Source organism: Prescottella equi, from assembly GCF_002094305.1.
Classification (GTDB): Bacteria; Actinomycetota; Actinomycetes; order Mycobacteriales; family Mycobacteriaceae; genus Prescottella; species Prescottella equi.
In genome coordinates, this window is sequence record NZ_LWTX01000004.1 from 359,372 (window position 1) to 375,264 (window position 15,893).

16 protein-coding genes and 1 riboswitch are annotated in these 15,893 nt (G+C 68.6%); of the genes, 2 read left to right on the forward strand and 14 right to left on the reverse strand.

Annotated features, from left to right (window positions below):
- Positions 1-102 precede the first annotated feature (102 nt).
- Positions 103-2,577 (forward strand): LuxR C-terminal-related transcriptional regulator, encoded by a 2,475-nt coding sequence (locus A6I89_RS13750; protein ID WP_022596104.1) that lies wholly within the window; start codon positions 103-105, stop codon positions 2,575-2,577.
- A 141-nt stretch (positions 2,578-2,718) separates the two neighbouring features.
- Here A6I89_RS13750 and A6I89_RS13755 read toward each other — a convergent pair whose 3' ends face one another.
- The 14 genes from A6I89_RS13755 to A6I89_RS13820 all read right to left on the reverse strand — a co-directional run bounded on the left by A6I89_RS13755 (position 2,719) and on the right by A6I89_RS13820 (position 15,140).
- Positions 2,719-3,159 carry a hypothetical protein gene (locus tag A6I89_RS13755; protein WP_049910376.1) on the reverse strand — a complete coding sequence of 147 codons (441 nt, stop codon included), beginning with the start codon at positions 3,157-3,159 and terminating at the stop codon, positions 2,719-2,721.
- A 36-nt stretch (positions 3,160-3,195) separates the two neighbouring features.
- A complete protein-coding gene (locus tag A6I89_RS13760; protein ID WP_005513090.1) occupies positions 3,196-4,035 on the reverse strand; it encodes a class I SAM-dependent methyltransferase in 840 nt (279 codons plus the stop codon).
- A gap of 186 nt (positions 4,036-4,221) precedes the next feature.
- On the reverse strand, positions 4,222-7,062 hold the full coding sequence (gene gcvP / locus A6I89_RS13765) for an aminomethyl-transferring glycine dehydrogenase (protein ID WP_022596109.1): 2,841 nt from the start codon (positions 7,060-7,062) through the stop codon (positions 4,222-4,224).
- 186 nt (positions 7,063-7,248) lie between these two features.
- Positions 7,249-7,355, reverse strand: a riboswitch (glycine riboswitch).
- 62 nt (positions 7,356-7,417) lie between these two features.
- On the reverse strand, positions 7,418-8,044 hold the full coding sequence (locus A6I89_RS13770; RefSeq protein ID WP_005513087.1) for a MerR family transcriptional regulator: 627 nt from the start codon (positions 8,042-8,044) through the stop codon (positions 7,418-7,420).
- Positions 8,045-8,271: 227 nt separating this feature from the next.
- Positions 8,272-8,745: a bifunctional nuclease family protein gene (locus tag A6I89_RS13775; protein ID WP_013416112.1), complete on the reverse strand. Its 474-nt coding sequence runs from the start codon at positions 8,743-8,745 to the stop codon at positions 8,272-8,274.
- Positions 8,746-8,844: 99 nt separating this feature from the next.
- Positions 8,845-9,582, reverse strand: coding sequence for a transcriptional regulator FtsR (gene ftsR, locus A6I89_RS13780; RefSeq protein WP_013416113.1), 738 nt, complete (start codon positions 9,580-9,582; stop codon positions 8,845-8,847).
- Positions 9,582-10,076 (reverse strand): glycogen accumulation regulator GarA, encoded by a 495-nt coding sequence (gene garA, locus A6I89_RS13785; protein ID WP_005513084.1) that lies wholly within the window; start codon positions 10,074-10,076, stop codon positions 9,582-9,584. Before garA ends, ftsR begins: the two co-directional genes overlap by 1 nt.
- A gap of 215 nt (positions 10,077-10,291) precedes the next feature.
- Positions 10,292-10,696 carry a glycine cleavage system protein GcvH gene (gcvH, locus tag A6I89_RS13790; RefSeq protein WP_005513083.1) on the reverse strand — a complete coding sequence of 135 codons (405 nt, stop codon included), beginning with the start codon at positions 10,694-10,696 and terminating at the stop codon, positions 10,292-10,294.
- 44 nt (positions 10,697-10,740) lie between these two features.
- On the reverse strand, positions 10,741-11,511 hold the full coding sequence (locus A6I89_RS13795) for a DUF881 domain-containing protein (protein WP_037085222.1): 771 nt from the start codon (positions 11,509-11,511) through the stop codon (positions 10,741-10,743).
- A 5-nt stretch (positions 11,512-11,516) separates the two neighbouring features.
- The gene (locus tag A6I89_RS13800) at positions 11,517-11,867 is read right to left on the reverse strand and encodes a small basic family protein (protein ID WP_013416116.1); all 351 of its coding nucleotides are present in this window, start codon (positions 11,865-11,867) and stop codon (positions 11,517-11,519) included.
- Between the two features lie 2 nt (positions 11,868-11,869).
- Positions 11,870-12,676: a DUF881 domain-containing protein gene (locus A6I89_RS13805; protein ID WP_044991051.1), complete on the reverse strand. Its 807-nt coding sequence runs from the start codon at positions 12,674-12,676 to the stop codon at positions 11,870-11,872.
- 56 nt (positions 12,677-12,732) lie between these two features.
- A complete protein-coding gene (locus tag A6I89_RS13810; RefSeq protein WP_164490704.1) occupies positions 12,733-13,320 on the reverse strand; it encodes a cardiolipin synthase ClsA in 588 nt (195 codons plus the stop codon).
- Between the two features lie 117 nt (positions 13,321-13,437).
- On the reverse strand, positions 13,438-14,481 hold the full coding sequence (locus tag A6I89_RS13815) for an SMP-30/gluconolactonase/LRE family protein (protein WP_022596115.1): 1,044 nt from the start codon (positions 14,479-14,481) through the stop codon (positions 13,438-13,440).
- Between the two features lie 41 nt (positions 14,482-14,522).
- A complete protein-coding gene (locus tag A6I89_RS13820) occupies positions 14,523-15,140 on the reverse strand; it encodes an NUDIX hydrolase (RefSeq protein WP_037085220.1) in 618 nt (205 codons plus the stop codon).
- Positions 15,141-15,367: 227 nt separating this feature from the next.
- Here A6I89_RS13820 and A6I89_RS13825 point away from each other — a divergent pair, with 227 nt between their 5' ends.
- Positions 15,368-15,838, forward strand: a complete 471-nt coding sequence (locus A6I89_RS13825) for a GyrI-like domain-containing protein (RefSeq protein WP_022596117.1) — start codon at positions 15,368-15,370, stop codon at positions 15,836-15,838.
- The last annotated feature ends 55 nt before the right edge of the window (positions 15,839-15,893 follow it).

A 15,893-nucleotide genomic window follows, 5' to 3' on the forward strand; every position in this document is an offset into this window, starting at 1 on the left:
TGGTTGGTTCGCCCGATATGTGCGTGGATGAGAGTTCTGCCGATCCTCCATGCCCCCACCTTCTCTGCAGATGCGGTCGGTCGCCGAAACCGAAGGACACCCATGACCCAGGAGTTCACCAGCAACCGGATCGCCGTTTGGGCGCCGACGAGGTTGCTGCACCGACTCCGGCGCACTTCGGGACTCACCGTCGTCCGGGCGCCCCACGGGTTCGGGAAGTCGGCGCTGGCGTCGGCGTGGCTCACGACATCGCCGGCCGCGGGACGCCGCACACTCCACATCCCACCGCCCCAGCCGACGACGTCCGTCGACGACTACTGGACACAGGTCTACCGCGCACCGACCGGCGCCGGGGACCCGCTGGACATCGTCCTCGAACGCGTGGACCTGCTCGGTGATCCGATCGTCGAACGCCGGATCCACGAGTTCGTCGACGAGCACCTCGCGGTCGACGTCCTGGCGACGGTGGTCGGGCGGTCGACCTTCGAGGATCCGCTGACCTTCCCGCCCGACCACGACTCGCTCCGCGCAGACGACCTTCTGTACACGCCCGACGACTTGCGGGAACTGTTCGGCTGCGCCGGGCACGAACCGTCCGACGCAGTTCTGGACGGTCTCCACCGCCGGACCGGCGGACTACCCCGGCTCTGCACGGCGGTGCTGGCATCGACGACATCGGCAGGCGTACCGGCGGGCGAGGTGCTCGAACAGGCCTGCGCCGACGTGGTCACGAGATACGTCCACCACGACATCCTCTCTGCGGTCGACACCGAACTGCGACGCTTCCTGGTCCGTACCGCGACCGCACGTGTGGTCACTGTGGAGCTCGCGCAGTACCTCGGTGGTGGCCCCGACTCGGCGCGCCACCTACACGACCTCGAATCCATGGGAATCCTGGACCACCGGGACACCGCCGACGGCGACGCCTGGATGCTGCCACCCGCGGTACGGACGGAACTGGTCAGCGTTCAGCGCGCGGAGGGCCTCGAACCCGCGGCGCGGTCTCGGCTGCTGGCTCTCCATCATCGGGACCGCGGCGATCACGGCGCGGCGCTGCGCTGTGCCGCCGAGGCCGAGGACTGGGACCTCGCCGTCGATCTGTTGAACCGACAGGCCGCAACTCTGGTCAACACGCACATCGACGTCCTCCGCGAAGCGCTCCTGGCGCTGCCGGCCGAAGTGCTGGACGCCCAACCCGGTCTCACGATGCTGCGCAACCTCGTGCGACAGCTGTCGGGCGATCCCTCGAACGACGAGGCCCGCTACGACACCGCCGACCTCCTCGACCTCACAGTGGTCGAGGACCCCCGCGAAGCTCTCACGATCGTCGGGAACCGGATTCTCTCGCAGCGCCTCGGTGGCGACTACGAAACCGCGGCCGATCAGACACGCAGGCTGCACGTTTCGGTGGGACGGCTGCTGGACACGGACCCCGACGCGATCACCGACATACTGCCGTTCCTCCGGATGCAGAGCGGCCTCACGTATCAGTTGGCGGGCGACTTCGCGGACTCCACCGTCGAGCTACGGCTCGCACACCGACTCGGTGCGGCACGTCGCATGGACTACATCTCGCGGAATGCGGCCGGCAACTCGGCCCTCAACTGGGCTTTCGCCGGCGAACTGCAGCGAGCACACGACTGGCTCGCCGCCGAGGCGCGGATCCCGCCGCCCGACGAGTGGATCGAAGCCCTCGTCCGCATCGGCGGTGCTGTCGCGCGCGTGCTCACCGCGATCGACGAACTCGACCTCCCGTCTGCGGAACGCGCGGTCGAAAGCTTGCGCGTTCTCCCGGAAGTCGTGGAACTGTGGCCGTTCGTGACGTACGCCCGCTGCAGGTACGCCATCGCGACGGGCGAACCGGCGGACGGACTCGCGGCGCTCGGTGTGTTCGCCGACGCGCGGACGACTGCAAACGGCGCCTTCGTGCAGTCGCTGCTCTCCGCTGTCGAGATCGAGGTGTGTCTCGCGCTCGGCGACATCGCGCGGTCCCGGGTGATCGCCGGTTCGCTGACGTCCGACACGCCGTGGGGCGTCGTTGCTGCCGCACGGGCGCACCTTCTCACCGGAGATCACCAGTCCGCCATCACCATGTGCCGCCGGTACGACTGGCTGGGTTCGCCGTACGCGCGAGCGCAGCTGGAAGCACTCGTGATCGAGGCGGCCGCCGCGTGCCGACTCGGCCGCGACGAGGACGCCCTCCGTGCCTGGACCCATGCCTGCGCGATCGCCGACCGCACGGGTATACGGAGCGCCTTCGCGAGCGTCGACCGTGACACCGTCGTCCTTCTCTCCCAGCGTGCGGCACGACCCTCGCCGGCGGTGACCGCGTTCCTCGAGGCGCCGTCCCGCGAGCACTACCCGTCGACGCTGGCCTTCCCGCAGCTCACCGACCGTGAAGCGACGGTGCTCGAGGGTGTCGTGCAGGGCCTGACCGTCGGACAGATCGCGAGCCGGATGTTCCTGTCGACCTCGACCGTCAAGACCCACAAGCGCACGCTCTATCGAAAGCTGACTGCGCACTCGCGCACCGAGGCGATCGATCGTGCCCGCTCCCTCGGCTTCCTCGACGACTGACCCTCCCCGGTCGTGGCTGCTCGAGAACTGGTGGTGAACCCGCGTGAGATTGCAGCGAGTCGCAAGATTCCGGGTTTCCTTCGATTCCGTCACATACGGAGTTCAATCATCGCACCGAGCGGGAGGGACTGGATGCTGCGGCTAGCCTGCGGGACAGAGAATCCGCCGGGCCTGATCCCAGAACGGGTACAGCTGCGATGTGTTCGCGTCGGGATGGTCGGCCCGCGCGACGCGTTCGAACTCGAGATAGGTCTGCCCCGGCATCGACGACAGGTTGCACGCCTGTAGACCGAGCTTCGCGGCCGAGGCGTCCGATACGCCCCGGCCCCACGGCCCGAGATCGGATGCCAGGTAGGCGTTCAGGCCGTCACCCCACCGATCGAACGCGAACTGCATATCGAAGGAACAGCTGTCCGGCAGCAGTTCGACGCAGGTCATCGTCCGCCCCCGTACGGTCGCCACATCGTCGGCCAGAGGCCGTTCCGTCGACGTCTGGGCGACGTCCGACAATGCGCGATAGAAGGCGAAACCCGTCCCGAGAAGCGCCGCGACCACCAGCACGGCAACGATTATCCTCGACACCCCTCCCCCTCTCCCCCGGTCCCGGGCGCCCGAACGTCAGGGACGCTGCGCGAGCGTCAACCGGATCTTGTGCCGGGTGACCACCCGGCCGTCCTCGTCACGCCAGCCCTCCACCCGCTCGAGCGCGGCGTCCCGAACGTGGTCGCGTTCGTCCTCCGGAATCGAATCCCACAGCATGCGCTGCCCGTGGGAGCGCGTCCACGAATACCACTGTGCGGGGTCGTCGAATTCCAGTTCGAGATCGAAGGACGTAGTCCTCTCGTGGACGAGGCCGGCGGTCCGCATCAGTGCCTCGACTGCGGCATCGGCGCCGAACGGCCCATCCGGATCGCGAGGATCCACGGGGAAGAAGCGCGTGTCGCGGTACGGCGCGAACAGATCGTCGAGTTCCTCCCAGCGCGGATCCCACGCGCCGAACGTCGACACGCCCACCGTCCCGTGTGGAACGAGGAGCGATCGCCACGCGGTCAGCGCGGCCGCCGGATCCGGCAGGAAGAAGAGCATGAACGACGCGGTGACGACGTCGTACCGGCCGTGTGGAAGGGACGGCCGCATGGCGTCCATCACCTGGACGTGCACGTTCGTCAACCCTCGGGTCCGCGCCTCGCGCCCTGTCACGGCCACCATCCGCGGCGCGAGATCGATTCCGGTCACCTCCCCCGACGGGCCGACGGCGTCGGCGAGGCGGAACAGCACCGCGCCCCTACCGCATCCGACGTCGAGCGCTCGGGCACCGGGCCGAGGCGCGACGGCACGCACGAGACGATCCGCGATGGGCCCGAAGAACGGCACGCCCAGACTGTCGTAGCTGTCCGCGACCAGATCGAACAGATCCGCGATCCGTGCGGTGTGTACCTCGTCCGGCACCTCGACCATCCATCGATCATGTGCCGGGCGCACCGCCAGGTCAACGACGATCAGGTATCGGAAGGCGCCGACCGGACCAATAGATTCGGTATTTCACTGACTTCCGTCCCGTCCGGATGTCCATAACCGCGCGCAACGTCGGCAGACGGTGAGGGCGGGTCCACGATCCGAGGGCCCGCCCTCACCTCTGGGACGTCAGCCGGAGTACGCCTCGATCGGCGGGCACGAGCACACGAGGTTGCGGTCGCCGTGGGCACCGTCGATCCGGCGTACCGCCGGCCACACCTTCGGTCGCGCGGTGCCGCGCGGGAACACCGCAATCTCCCGTGAGTAGGGGTGGTTCCACTCGGAAACAAGACATTCGGCGGTGTGCGGAGCACCGCGCAGCGGATTGTCGCCGACCGGCCACTCCCCTGCCGCGACCCGATCGATCTCGCCACGAATCGAGATCATGGCGTCGCAGAACTCGTCGATCTCGGCCAGGTTCTCGCTCTCCGTCGGCTCCACCATGAGCGTGCCGGCGACCGGGAAGCTCATCGTCGGTGCGTGGAAGCCGTAGTCCGCCAGTCGCTTGGCGACGTCGTCGACCGTCACACCGGTCTCCTTCGTGAGCGGACGCAGATCGAGGATGCACTCGTGCGCCACCATGCCGTTCTCGCCCGTGTAGAGGACCGGGAAGTACTCGTCGAGGCGGCGGGCGATGTAGTTGGCCGAGGCGATCGCGGTCAGCGATGCCCGGCGCAGCCCCTGGGCGCCCATCATCTTGATGTACGTCCAGGTGATGGGCAGAATCGACGCACTACCGTAGGGTGCCGCCGACACCGGTCCGCAGTCACCCAGTTCGGGCGCCAGGGGGTGCCCGGGCAGGAACGGGGCCAGGTGCGAACGGACCCCGATCGGCCCCACGCCCGGACCGCCGCCGCCGTGCGGGATGCAGAACGTCTTGTGCAGGTTCAAGTGGCTGACGTCGCCGCCGAAGCGGCCCGGACGCGCGAGTCCGACGAGCGCGTTCAGGTTCGCACCGTCGACGTACACCTGACCACCGGCGTCGTGGACGGCCGCGCAGATCTCGCCGACCTCCTCCTCGTAGACGCCGTGCGTCGACGGATAGGTGATCATGATCGCGGCCAGGCGCTCGGCGTGGTCGGCGATCTTCGACCGCAGGTCGTCGAGGTCGACGTCACCGTTCTCGCGGCACGCCACGACCTCGACCCGCATACCAGCCATGACCGCGGACGCGGCGTTGGTGCCGTGCGCACTGGAGGGGATAAGGCAGGTGTCGCGGTGGTCGTCACCACGGCTGAGGTGATAGTTGCGGATCGCGAGCAGACCCGCGTACTCGCCCTGGCTGCCGGCATTCGGCTGCAGGCTCACCGCGTCGTAGCCGGTGATCGCGGCCAACCAGTCCTGCAGGTCCTCGACGACCTTCAACATGCCGGGGGCGTCCTCGGGCGCAAACGGGTGCAGCTTCGAGAAGCCGGGCCACGTGATGGGCTCCATCTCGGCAGTCGCGTTGAGCTTCATGGTGCACGAGCCGAGCGGGATCATGCTGCGGTCGAGTGCGATGTCCTTGTCTGACAGTGCGCGCAGGTAGCGCAGCATCGCGGTCTCGGTGCGGTACTTCGTGAACGACTCGTGCTGCAGATACACCGACGTGCGGTCGCCGAACGGTGCCGGGGTGTAGGCGATCTCGGCATCGGCGGGCATCCCGAACGCCGCGAGCACGGACTGCAGGTGGGCATCGGTGGTCGCCTCGTCGCACGCGACAGCCACGTGGTCGGCGTCGACCAGCCGCAGGTTCACGCCCCACGCCTTGGCGTTCGCGACGATCTCGTCGGCGCGACCGGGCACCCTGGCCAGGACGGTGTCGAAGAATTCGTCGTGGACGACCTCGATGCCGGCCACTTGCAGGCCGGCGGCCAGGTAGGCGGCGCGCTGGTGGACCCGCTGCGCGATCGCCTTCAGCCCCTCCGCACCGTGATAGCTGGCGTACATCGCCGCGATGATCGCGAGCAGCACCTGCGCGGTGCAGATGTTGCTGGTCGCCTTCTCCCGGCGGATGTGCTGCTCACGCGTCTGCAGCGCCAGTCGGTATGCCTTGTTGCCGTCCGCGTCCACCGAGATGCCGACCAGGCGTCCGGGAAGCTGGCGGGCGTGCTTGCTGTGGACCGCGAGGTAACCCGCATGCGGGCCGCCGAAGCCCATCGGGACACCGAAGCGCTGGGTGGTGCCGAAGCACGCATCGGCACCCTGCTCGCCCGGCGGGGTCAGCAGCGTCATCGCCAGCAGATCTGCACCGACCGCCACCAGGGCGCCGCGCTCGTGCGCTTCCGCGATCATCGCGGCATGGTCGACGACCCGGCCCGACGCGCCCGGAAGCTGGGCGAGGACACCGAAGAACTCGCCGTCCGGCAGCCCCTGCGTCAGGTCCGCCTCGACGATCTCGATGCCGAGCGGCTCGGCGCGGGTGATCACCACGGCGCGGGTCTGCGGGAAGAGATCGGTGTCGAGGACGAACCTCGGCGACTTGCTCCGCGACGCCCGGCGCAGCAGCGTCATGGCTTCGGCCGCGGCCGTGCCCTCGTCGAGCATCGACGAGTTCGCGATCTCCATACCGGTGAGGTCGCCGACCATCGTCTGGAAGTTCAGCAGCGCCTCGAGCCGACCCTGGCTGATCTCGGGCTGGTACGGGGTGTACGCCGTGTACCAGGCGGGGTTCTCGAGGATGTTCCGCACCAGCACGGGCGGGGTGAGCGTGTCGTAGTAGCCGAGACCGATCATCGAGGTGGCGACGGTGTTCCGCGCTGCCTGCTCGGCGAGGGCCGCGAGGGCCTCGTGCTCGGAAAGAGGCGCATCCAACGCGTCCAGGCCCGCCGCGACACCGTCGGAGGCAGGATCGAGGATGCTGTCCGGAACGGCGCGCGCTGCGAGTTCATCGAGAGAGTCGACGCCGACGACGTCGAGGATGCGTGCCAGTTCGGCCGAATCGGGGCCGACGTGACGGTCGGCGAACGAATGGCTACGAGCGTCGATCAAGTGAACTCCCAGGCGGTTCGACGGGTACAGGATGCGTTCCGGCGGAACGGTCCTCCCCCTCTGTCGCCTGCTCGATCTTCCGAGCGCCTGAGAGATTCGGCTGCCACACCGGCCGGGCGGAGACTCGGACGGCGTACGCCTTTCCCCGTGGGCGGGTGGGTGCTCCCACCGCTTTCCAGAGGCGTCGGAGCCCGCACGGTCCTGGGTGCCTGAGAGATTGACGGGGAGGTGCTGCTCCTTCGGCGCCCGGGCAGCACATACAGATCTGCCCGGAACTCTCCCGCGCGACGGCGACGCACCGTCAGTCTATGTCACGACCGCGCGCCTACCGAACAGGCTGAGCGGCGGTGATCGCCTAGCCGGTCTTGCGTGCGCCGCGGTTCTTCCGGCGCGACGCCAACTCGTCCTCGGGACTCTGGGTGGCCTCGCCACCGTCCGCGCGCTCGGCCGGGAAATCGGCGATCGTTCCGGTCAGCTCCCGCATCGCGCCACTGACCGCGATCCCGAACACGCCCTGACCACCCTGCAGCAGGTCGACTACCTCCTCCGGAGACGTGCACTCGTAGACGGTGGTGCCGTCGGAGAAGAGGGTGATGCGCGCCAGATCGCCGACACCGCGCTGGCGCAGGTGGTCCACCGCGACGCGAATGTTCTGCAGTGAGATGCCGGTGTCGAGGAGACGCTTCACGATCTTCAGGACGAGGATGTCCTTGAAGGAGTACAGCCGCTGACTGCCGGAGCCGGCGGCCCCGCGAATCGACGGGACCACGAGGTTGGTGCGGGCCCAATAGTCGAGCTGCCGGTAGGTGATGCCGGCGATCTGACATGCCGTGGGCACCCGGTAGCCGACGAGCTCGTCGGGAACGGTGTCGTCGGGGAACAGTCCGGGCTGCACGTCGTCGACGGTCGACGTCTCGATCGATGCCTGGCCGGTTGCCTCGTCGGCGAGGTCCAACTGCTGCTCCTGCGGCCGATCTCCCACGGACTACTCCCTCTCGTGTGTTCAGTGGCGGTGACGGTACTGCCGAACTTCTGCAACCCGTCGATCACACACTCGTGACATCGAGTAAACCCGAACTGTGGATCCACTCAGCGTACGCCCCGGATTCACAGCGTGGCGCGCGTTCGCATGCAAGACGCTAGGGACCCGCGGGGGCCGGGTCAACGCGACGCGCCCAAGAGTCTCAACCTGAACTTGAGGTTGAGGAGTCAGCCGTCGGTGGCCTTGAAATCGTCCGGAGAGACCGACTCGAGAAATTCCTTGAACTTCTCCACCTCGTCCTCGCGCTCGTCCGGCATCACCAGCCCGGCTTCTGCGAGCACCGCCTCCTCGACGAAGATCGGCACGCCGATCCGAAGCGCGATGGCCACGGAATCCGAAGGACGGGCCGAGACCCGCACATCCCCGTCGAACACGAGATCCGCGTAGAAGGTGCCGGCCTGCAGATCCACGATCCGCACTTCGCGCAGCGTGTGCCCGAACGCATCGAGCAGATCCTTGATGAGGTCGTGCGTGAGTGGGCGCGCGGGTTCCACTCCCTGCTGCTCCAGCGCGATCGCCGTCGCTTCCGTCTGGCCGATCCAGATCGGCAGATAGCGGTCACCGTTGCTCTCCCGCAGCAACAGCACCGGCTGGTTCTGCGGCTGCTCGACACGGATTCCGATCACACGCATCTCACTCATCGCGTCCTCCACCTCGTACCGGTGACCGGATCCACCGCGGACGGCGGACGAGCCCCGCTTGACGTACTGCCCCGATTCTATTCGAACCTGCTGTGGTCGTCAGCGATCGAGCGCTCCACGAACCGCAGCCTTGACGAGGCACGTGTGCAGTGTCAGTGACAGCGCCGCGAGTTCGCGGACCATCTCCTCCGCGCGATCGCGCGCACCTGCATCGCGTCCCTTCGCGACCGGACCGGCGATCTGGGCGACGAGGCCTGCTTCGCGGTCGGCGGCGAGCTTGAAGGCCCGCAGATGCCGCACCTCGAGTCCGAACTCGGACATCGCCTTCGCGGTCCGCGCCAGGATGACCGCGTCCTCGTCGAAGAAACCGGCGGCTCCGGGCACCACCAGTCCGCTGCGCAGGAGTTCGTTCAGGAACTTGACGTCGATGCCGGAACGTTCGATCAGGTCGTCCCGGCTGATCCGCACCTCACGGTCGGACCGGAACTCCTCGGGGGACACCTCCCCCGGGGCCACCGCGAGGGGGCGTGGGCGCCGGGGAGCCGAATCGACGGCGCCCACGGTGGCCGCGCCCTTGTCGATCGCCTCCAACTGTTCCTTGATCACCTTCAGCGGCAGGTACTGGTCCCGCTGTGCCGTGAGCACGTAGCGAAGCCGCTCGCAGTCCGCGATCGAGAACCGCCGATAGCCCGACGGCGTCCGTTCGGGGCTGATGAGCCCCTCGGCCTCCAGGAATCGAATCTTGGAGATCGTGACGTCCGGGAAATCCGGACGCAGTCGATCGAGCACCGTGCCGATCGACATGCCCGTGGCGGCGTCCTGCCGAACGGCGGTCATCAGCTACCTGCACCCGCCGCGGATTCGCCGATCTGGGGGCCGCCGCTGTTGCCGCGCGGGCCGGTGAGGAAGACCAGTCGGAACTTGCCGATCTGGACCTCGTCGCCGTTCGCCAGCACCGCCGAATCGACGGGCTCGCGGTTGACGTAGGTGCCGTTGAGGCTTCCCACGTCGACCACCTGGAACTCGTCGTCGTCCTGGCGGAACTCGGCGTGCCGACGACTGACGGTCACGTCGTCGAGGAAGATGTCGCTGTCGGGATGCCGGCCGGCCGACGTGGTCGGCTGGTCGAGCAGGAACCGCGACCCCGCGTTGGGGCCTCTCTTCACGACGAGCAGCGCGGACCCGGCAGGCAGACCCTCGACCCCGGACACCGGAGCCTCGGCCGTCTGCGACGACTGGGTGTCCATCTCGCTGAGAAAATCCGCACGGAAAACCGATGTGGTCTCGGCCGGCGTTTCTCCGTAAACCGCATCGTTGCCGTTCTCGCTCACCGTTTCTCCTCCTCAATCCGACGAACCGGGAGCGCTCGCGGCGCTCCCGGGTTCACGCGGTCCAACTCGGCCCCGACGACGTCGTGTGACGACGCCGCGGCCACGATCACATTCCGATGCGGATGTGCGCACCGAGACGGCCTTGCGCTCACCTCGACCGTACCCTGAGAGTGCCGGTGCGTGTAGGTGGACAGGCCGCGCGGCGACCCGCGAAATCAGCTCCCGGACAGCGCGAGGTAGGCCTCGGCGTCCAGGGTTGCGGCGAGCACCGAGTCGAGGCCAGCCTCGTCCTCGACCTCGAGGTCCACGAGCCAGCCGTTTCCGTACGGCTCGGAGTTCACCAGCTCGGGGCTGCCGTCCAGATCCTCGTTCACGGCAACCACTTTCGCGGTCAGCGGCGCGTAGATGTCGGACACGCTCTTGGTGGACTCGACCTCGCCGAACGAGTCGCCGGAGGTCACGTCCTCCCCCACTGCGGGGAGCTGGACGAACACGACGTCACCGAGCTGCGACTGGGCGAAGTCGGTGATGCCGACTCGTACCGTCGTCGGACCCGTCCGCCGCACCCATTCGTGCTCTGCTGTGTAGCGCAGATCGTCGGGGGTAGCGAGCTCACTCACGGTGGCGTCCTTTCGAGGAGGTCCGACGAGCGGACCGCAGAAGATCAGTTTCCGGGATGAGCGTATTGGCGCGGTGAGATCTCCCGCAAGGCGGTCACGGTGACCTGCGGCGATTGTTCGATCCGCAATTGTCCGCCGCTCCGCGCGACGGTGTCGACCACGCCGCCGGGGATGTTCAGGGCCGCAGCCAGCGTCGGCGGATCACCGATCGCGACGACGCGGAACGGCGCGGACACCTTGCGCCCGTCGACCGTGATGTCGCCCCCGCCGCCGCTGACCCACGAGTCCACCCCGATCCGGATCGGGTCCGCACCGGCACCCTGCATCTCGATCGCCTCCGCTCCCGCGGCCCGCAGTTCCTGCAGTAGGTCGAGGATCACCTCGGAGCCGACCGACCTGCCGGGATCCTGGATCGTCAGCGTCACCCCGGGCCCGGTCGCGGCCACCGTGCCGACCTGGATGGAGAGCGCCGACAGGCGGGCCTTCGCCTCGTCGAGCGCGGCGCCCGAACCGCCCCCACCGGCTTCGAGTTTCGACAGGGTCTGTTCGAGTCCGGCGATCTCCTGCCGCAGCGCCGCCTCGCGCTGGTTGAGGTTGCCGAGAACGACGAGCAGGTCCGCGGGGCGGGCAGAGTCGAGGTTGTCGCCCGAGCCGGTACTGGTCACCTGCGTCGCGATCGCCACACCCAGCGCTGCCATGAGCAGGACCGCGAGCAGTCCGAACCCGAAACGCGCGCGGGATCGTGCCGGTCCCTTCGACGGCATCTCGTGCCGCCCGTCGGTCCGTGGCCCGGTGGGAGTCCCGTTGTCCTGCATGCCGATCACGCTCCGAACAGGCGCCGCCGCAGTGCGGCCGCGTTCCCGAAGATGCGGATGCCGAGCACGACGATGATCGCGGTGGACAGCTGTGTTCCGACGCCCAGTTGGTCACCGAGCCAGACGATCAGCGCGGCGACGAGAACGTTGAACACGAAGGACACGACGAAGACCTTCGAGTCGAAGATCTCGTCGAGGTAGGCACGCAGGCCGCCGAAGACGGCGTCGAGGGCGGCGACCACGGCGATCGGCAGATAGGGCTGGACGGCGTCGGGCACCTGCGGGCTGAACACGACCCCGACGACGATGCCGACGACGAGTGCGAGCACTCCGTAGAGCGCGTATCCACCCTTCACTTTCACGGGGCCCCCGTTTCCTTTGCGTACCGCACTTCACGACCTGCCGCAGCGGGCAGCTGCAGGTCGTCCGACTCGGCGATGGTGAAGCCCACGCCGTAGAAATCGCGGACCGCCGCCATCCGAAGGTAGGCGTCGCTCACGACGAAACTCGTCTGCAACTTGGCGGGCGGTCCGATGGCCGAGACCCGGTAGGGCGACGGCACGGGCTGATTGTCGACGAGCATCGCCCCGCCCGCTTGGCGGATCGTGACGCCCGGACCGATCCGGACGTCGCCGACGGCGACGGCTTCCGCACCGCTGGCCCAGAGCGCATTGACCACGGACTGCAGATCCCGGTCGAGCACACCGGACTGCGGCGAGCCCGGCACCCGCTGCGACGAGTCCGACAGGTCGGGGCGGGCGGCAGGGTCGGTCAACGTCACGACGATGCCGGGTCCGTGCACGGGTTCCGCCGCGGCGGCGGACTCGAGGGTCCGCAGTTCGGTGAGCAGCTGGGCGCCCTCCGCGTCGCCGGCGAGCACCTTGGCCCGCAGGTCGTCGACGCGCGCGGTCAGATCGTCGCGTGTGGTGGCGAGGCTGCGGCCGCGGTCCTCGGCGTCACGCACCTTCGTCAGCATCTCGGCTCGGGTCGCGTCCGCGTCGGAGGCCGACGACGACGCCTGCGCGTACGCGATGCCGAACACCATTCCCACCAGCAGCGCCCCGAGCGCGATCCACGCGCCGGCCGCGATGCGGGGCGGCTTCGAGTGCCCCTGTTCCCGATCCGCGGCCGCCCCGGCGTATCCGGGGTCGAGGTGATCGTTCATGAGGGACTTCAGCAGCGACGGGACCGGATTCCGTCGCACCGACCGGGGCGCGTCGCTCACGGGCCGCTCCGGGCCACCGCGCGCGCCACGCCGACCGCTTTCGCGATGTAGATGCCCGCGGTCCAGACGTAGAGCACCGTTCCCCACGCGAGCAGTGCGTAGCCCCAGGCGTTCGCGATCGACGCTCCTGCCCAGTCGCTCTGGGCGGCCAGCAGGATCGGGAGTGCGAACATCAACGCGAACGTCGCGGCCTTGCCGAGGTAGATCACGTCCGGCGGGGGAAGACCCCGACGGCGGTACAGCGGGAGCGTGAGCGCGAGGATCAGATCGCGCCCGATCAGGATCGCGGCGAGCCACCACGGGATGATGTCGCGCAGGACGAACGCGACGAGCGTCGAGATGACGTACAGACGGTCGACGAACGGATCGAGCAGGGCCCCGAGGCGCGACATCTGGTTCAGCAGGCGGGCCAGTTTGCCGTCCGCCCAGTCCGTGAATCCACTGAGCATCAGCACTGCCAACGCCCAGCCGTCGGCCTGCGGTCCCAGCAGCAGATACAGGAACAGCGGCACGCCCGCCAACCGGATCATGCTCAGAACGTTGGGGATCGTGAGAATGCGGTCGGCGCCGGGACTGGAGCTCACGTTCTGCTGTCCTACCGCGTCCACCAACGATCCTCTCGGCTCCCGTGCTGTGTCGGTACGCCACCCTTCCACATGCGGTGTCGCATTTCAGCGACCGACCGGGCAGGGCCGCGGCGCTCAGATGCCGAGCGTGTTGCGTGGCACGCGGGCGATCGCTCCGGCGGTGAGGCTGCCGAGGTACAGCCATTCGGGGGTTTCGCGGACGCCCGTGACCGGCGAGTAGCTGCCCTTCCCGCCCTGCAGGCTGTGGACGATGCGCCCGGCCGCATCGAGGCCGAGGACCCACGCGCGGTGTTCCGGGTCCGGTTGGACGAACGCCGGCAGGTTCGCTGTCAGGACGCGCAGGGTCGGGTGCGGGGCCACTCGATCGAGCAGTGGCATTCGCGGGCTGTACAGCGCCACCCAGAAGATGCCGTCGGCGGTCTGCGACGCGACATTGTCGGGAATACCCGGCAGGTTGTCCGCCCAGACCGACACCGCGCCCGTGCGCGGACCGGTCAGCTCGACCCGCTGGATCCGGTAGGACCCGGTCTCGGCGACCACCACGAACGACTCGTCACGCGCGAGCCCCACCCCGTTCGCGAACTGCAGCCCACTCGCGAGCAAGTCGATCTCACCGGTGCCCGGATCGAAGCGGAGCAGTCTGCCGGTACCCGAATGCTCGAGCAGATCCAGGCGGTGGTTCGGCACGGTGAACCTCGACGACGAGTCGGTGAAGTACACGACACCGTCCCGCGCGACGGCCGAGTTGTTGCATGCGAGCAGCGGAGTACCGAGAGCGGTGTCCGCGAGCAACTCCACGCGTCCGGTCTCGTCGACGCGCAGCAGTCCCCGTTCGCTGTCGCAGACCAGGTATCGGCCGTCGCCCAGCACCTCGACGCCGAGTGGCCGGCCTCCGGTGTGGGCGAGTTCGGTGGGTCTGCCGTCGGCGTCGAAACGCCACAGCCGTCCGTCCTCGCCCCCGGTGATCACGCGTCCCTCACCGTCGACGGCGACGTCCTCGGGTCCTCGGCCCGTAGGGAGCTTCCATTGTTCGGTCGCGTCGAGCTGGCGACCTGGCGCGAGCACGCCGGTGAGCGCGGGCGCGGCGGGCGGCTGCCAGGCCACCGGCTCGATCCCGGTGCGGTCGAGTGCGCGCAACGCCGATCGCAGGAGGGTCACCGCGCTGACGCTAGTCCGGACGGCTGTCGTTCAGGCCGATTTCAGCGCCACGCGAAGCTGGGCTGCGCGAACGCGGACACCCGGGTGTGCCTGCCGTGCAGCACGACCTCGCAGAACTGGTGGATCACGGCCCCGGTGGGCGCATGGATGTGCTCGCCTCGGAACGGCCAGCACGCCACCGGCTCGCCCGATCCCGGTATGTCGGTCAGCTGTGTCGGCACGTCGAGTTCGTCCAGCGGAACCGCGAACACGTGGGCCACCTCGGCCGGACTGGGCACCACCGAGTCGACGGACCGGTCCGACCACACCACGAACGGGGTCATGACGTAGCCGGACCGCGTCACGTAGTCGTCGAGACGGCCGAGCACGTTCTCGGGATCGACGTCGACGCCGAGTTCCTCGGCCAGCTCGCGCAGCGCGGCATCCTGCGCGGTCTCACCGGCGTCGAGGCGCCCGCCGGGCAGTGCGAACTGGCCCGCGTGCGCCCGCATCTTCGCGGGCCGCAACGTCAGAGGAAAGACCGGAATGCCGTCCTCGCCCTGCATCACGGCGATCACGACGGCTGCGGCACGCCGCTCCCCCAGCGGTACCGTCATCGCGTCGAAGTCGTCGAGCCTCGCCCGGATCTCGTTCTTCGACAGCCGCTTCGCCTCCGCCATGTCCGCCTCCCGCACCCCGCACCGCTGTTCGATCGATCATGCCCCATGCAGCCAGGTCCCTCGATATCGTGAGTGCCTGCGATTGGGGTTCGGATGAACATGTCGTCGCGCTTTCTCTCCCACCGGTTCCGGTGCGGCCTCCGCGGCCCCGAGTGCCGCCGCCGCGCCACCCGATCCGATGCCCGGTGCGCGGCAGGCTTCGAGGGCTTTCCCGCGGGAGACGAATCGTGAGCTACGACATCCGGTTTCAGGACCGCGACGAGCAGCCTGCGGGAGTCGTGGCAGGCGACGTCACCGTCGACCGGATCGCCGACTTCATCGGGGCAGCGTTCCGTGAGGTCGTCGCGGCCGCGGAGCGTTCCGGGACAGCGCTCGCGGGTCCGCCGTTCGCTCGGTACCGCCCGCTTCCGGGCGGCGTGTGGAACGTCGAGGCGGGCTTCCCGCTCGACCGCGAGATGGCTCCGGACGGAGAGGTGGAGCCGACCGCGCTGCCTGCGGGACCGGTCGTCACCACCGTCCATGTGGGCGGCTACGACACGGTCGAACCCGCGTACATCGCGTTGACGTCATGGATCGCCGAACACGGTTACCTCACCGTCGGGGAGGCGTGGGAGTGCTACCTCGACGGCCCGAACGTGCCCGATCCACGCACCGAGATCGTCATGCCCGTCACCCGGCCCGATGCCCGACTGAACTGACGGTTCAGTCGATGCCGCCCCCGGCAGCGCGCCGGTCGGACAGGTAAGGAAAGAT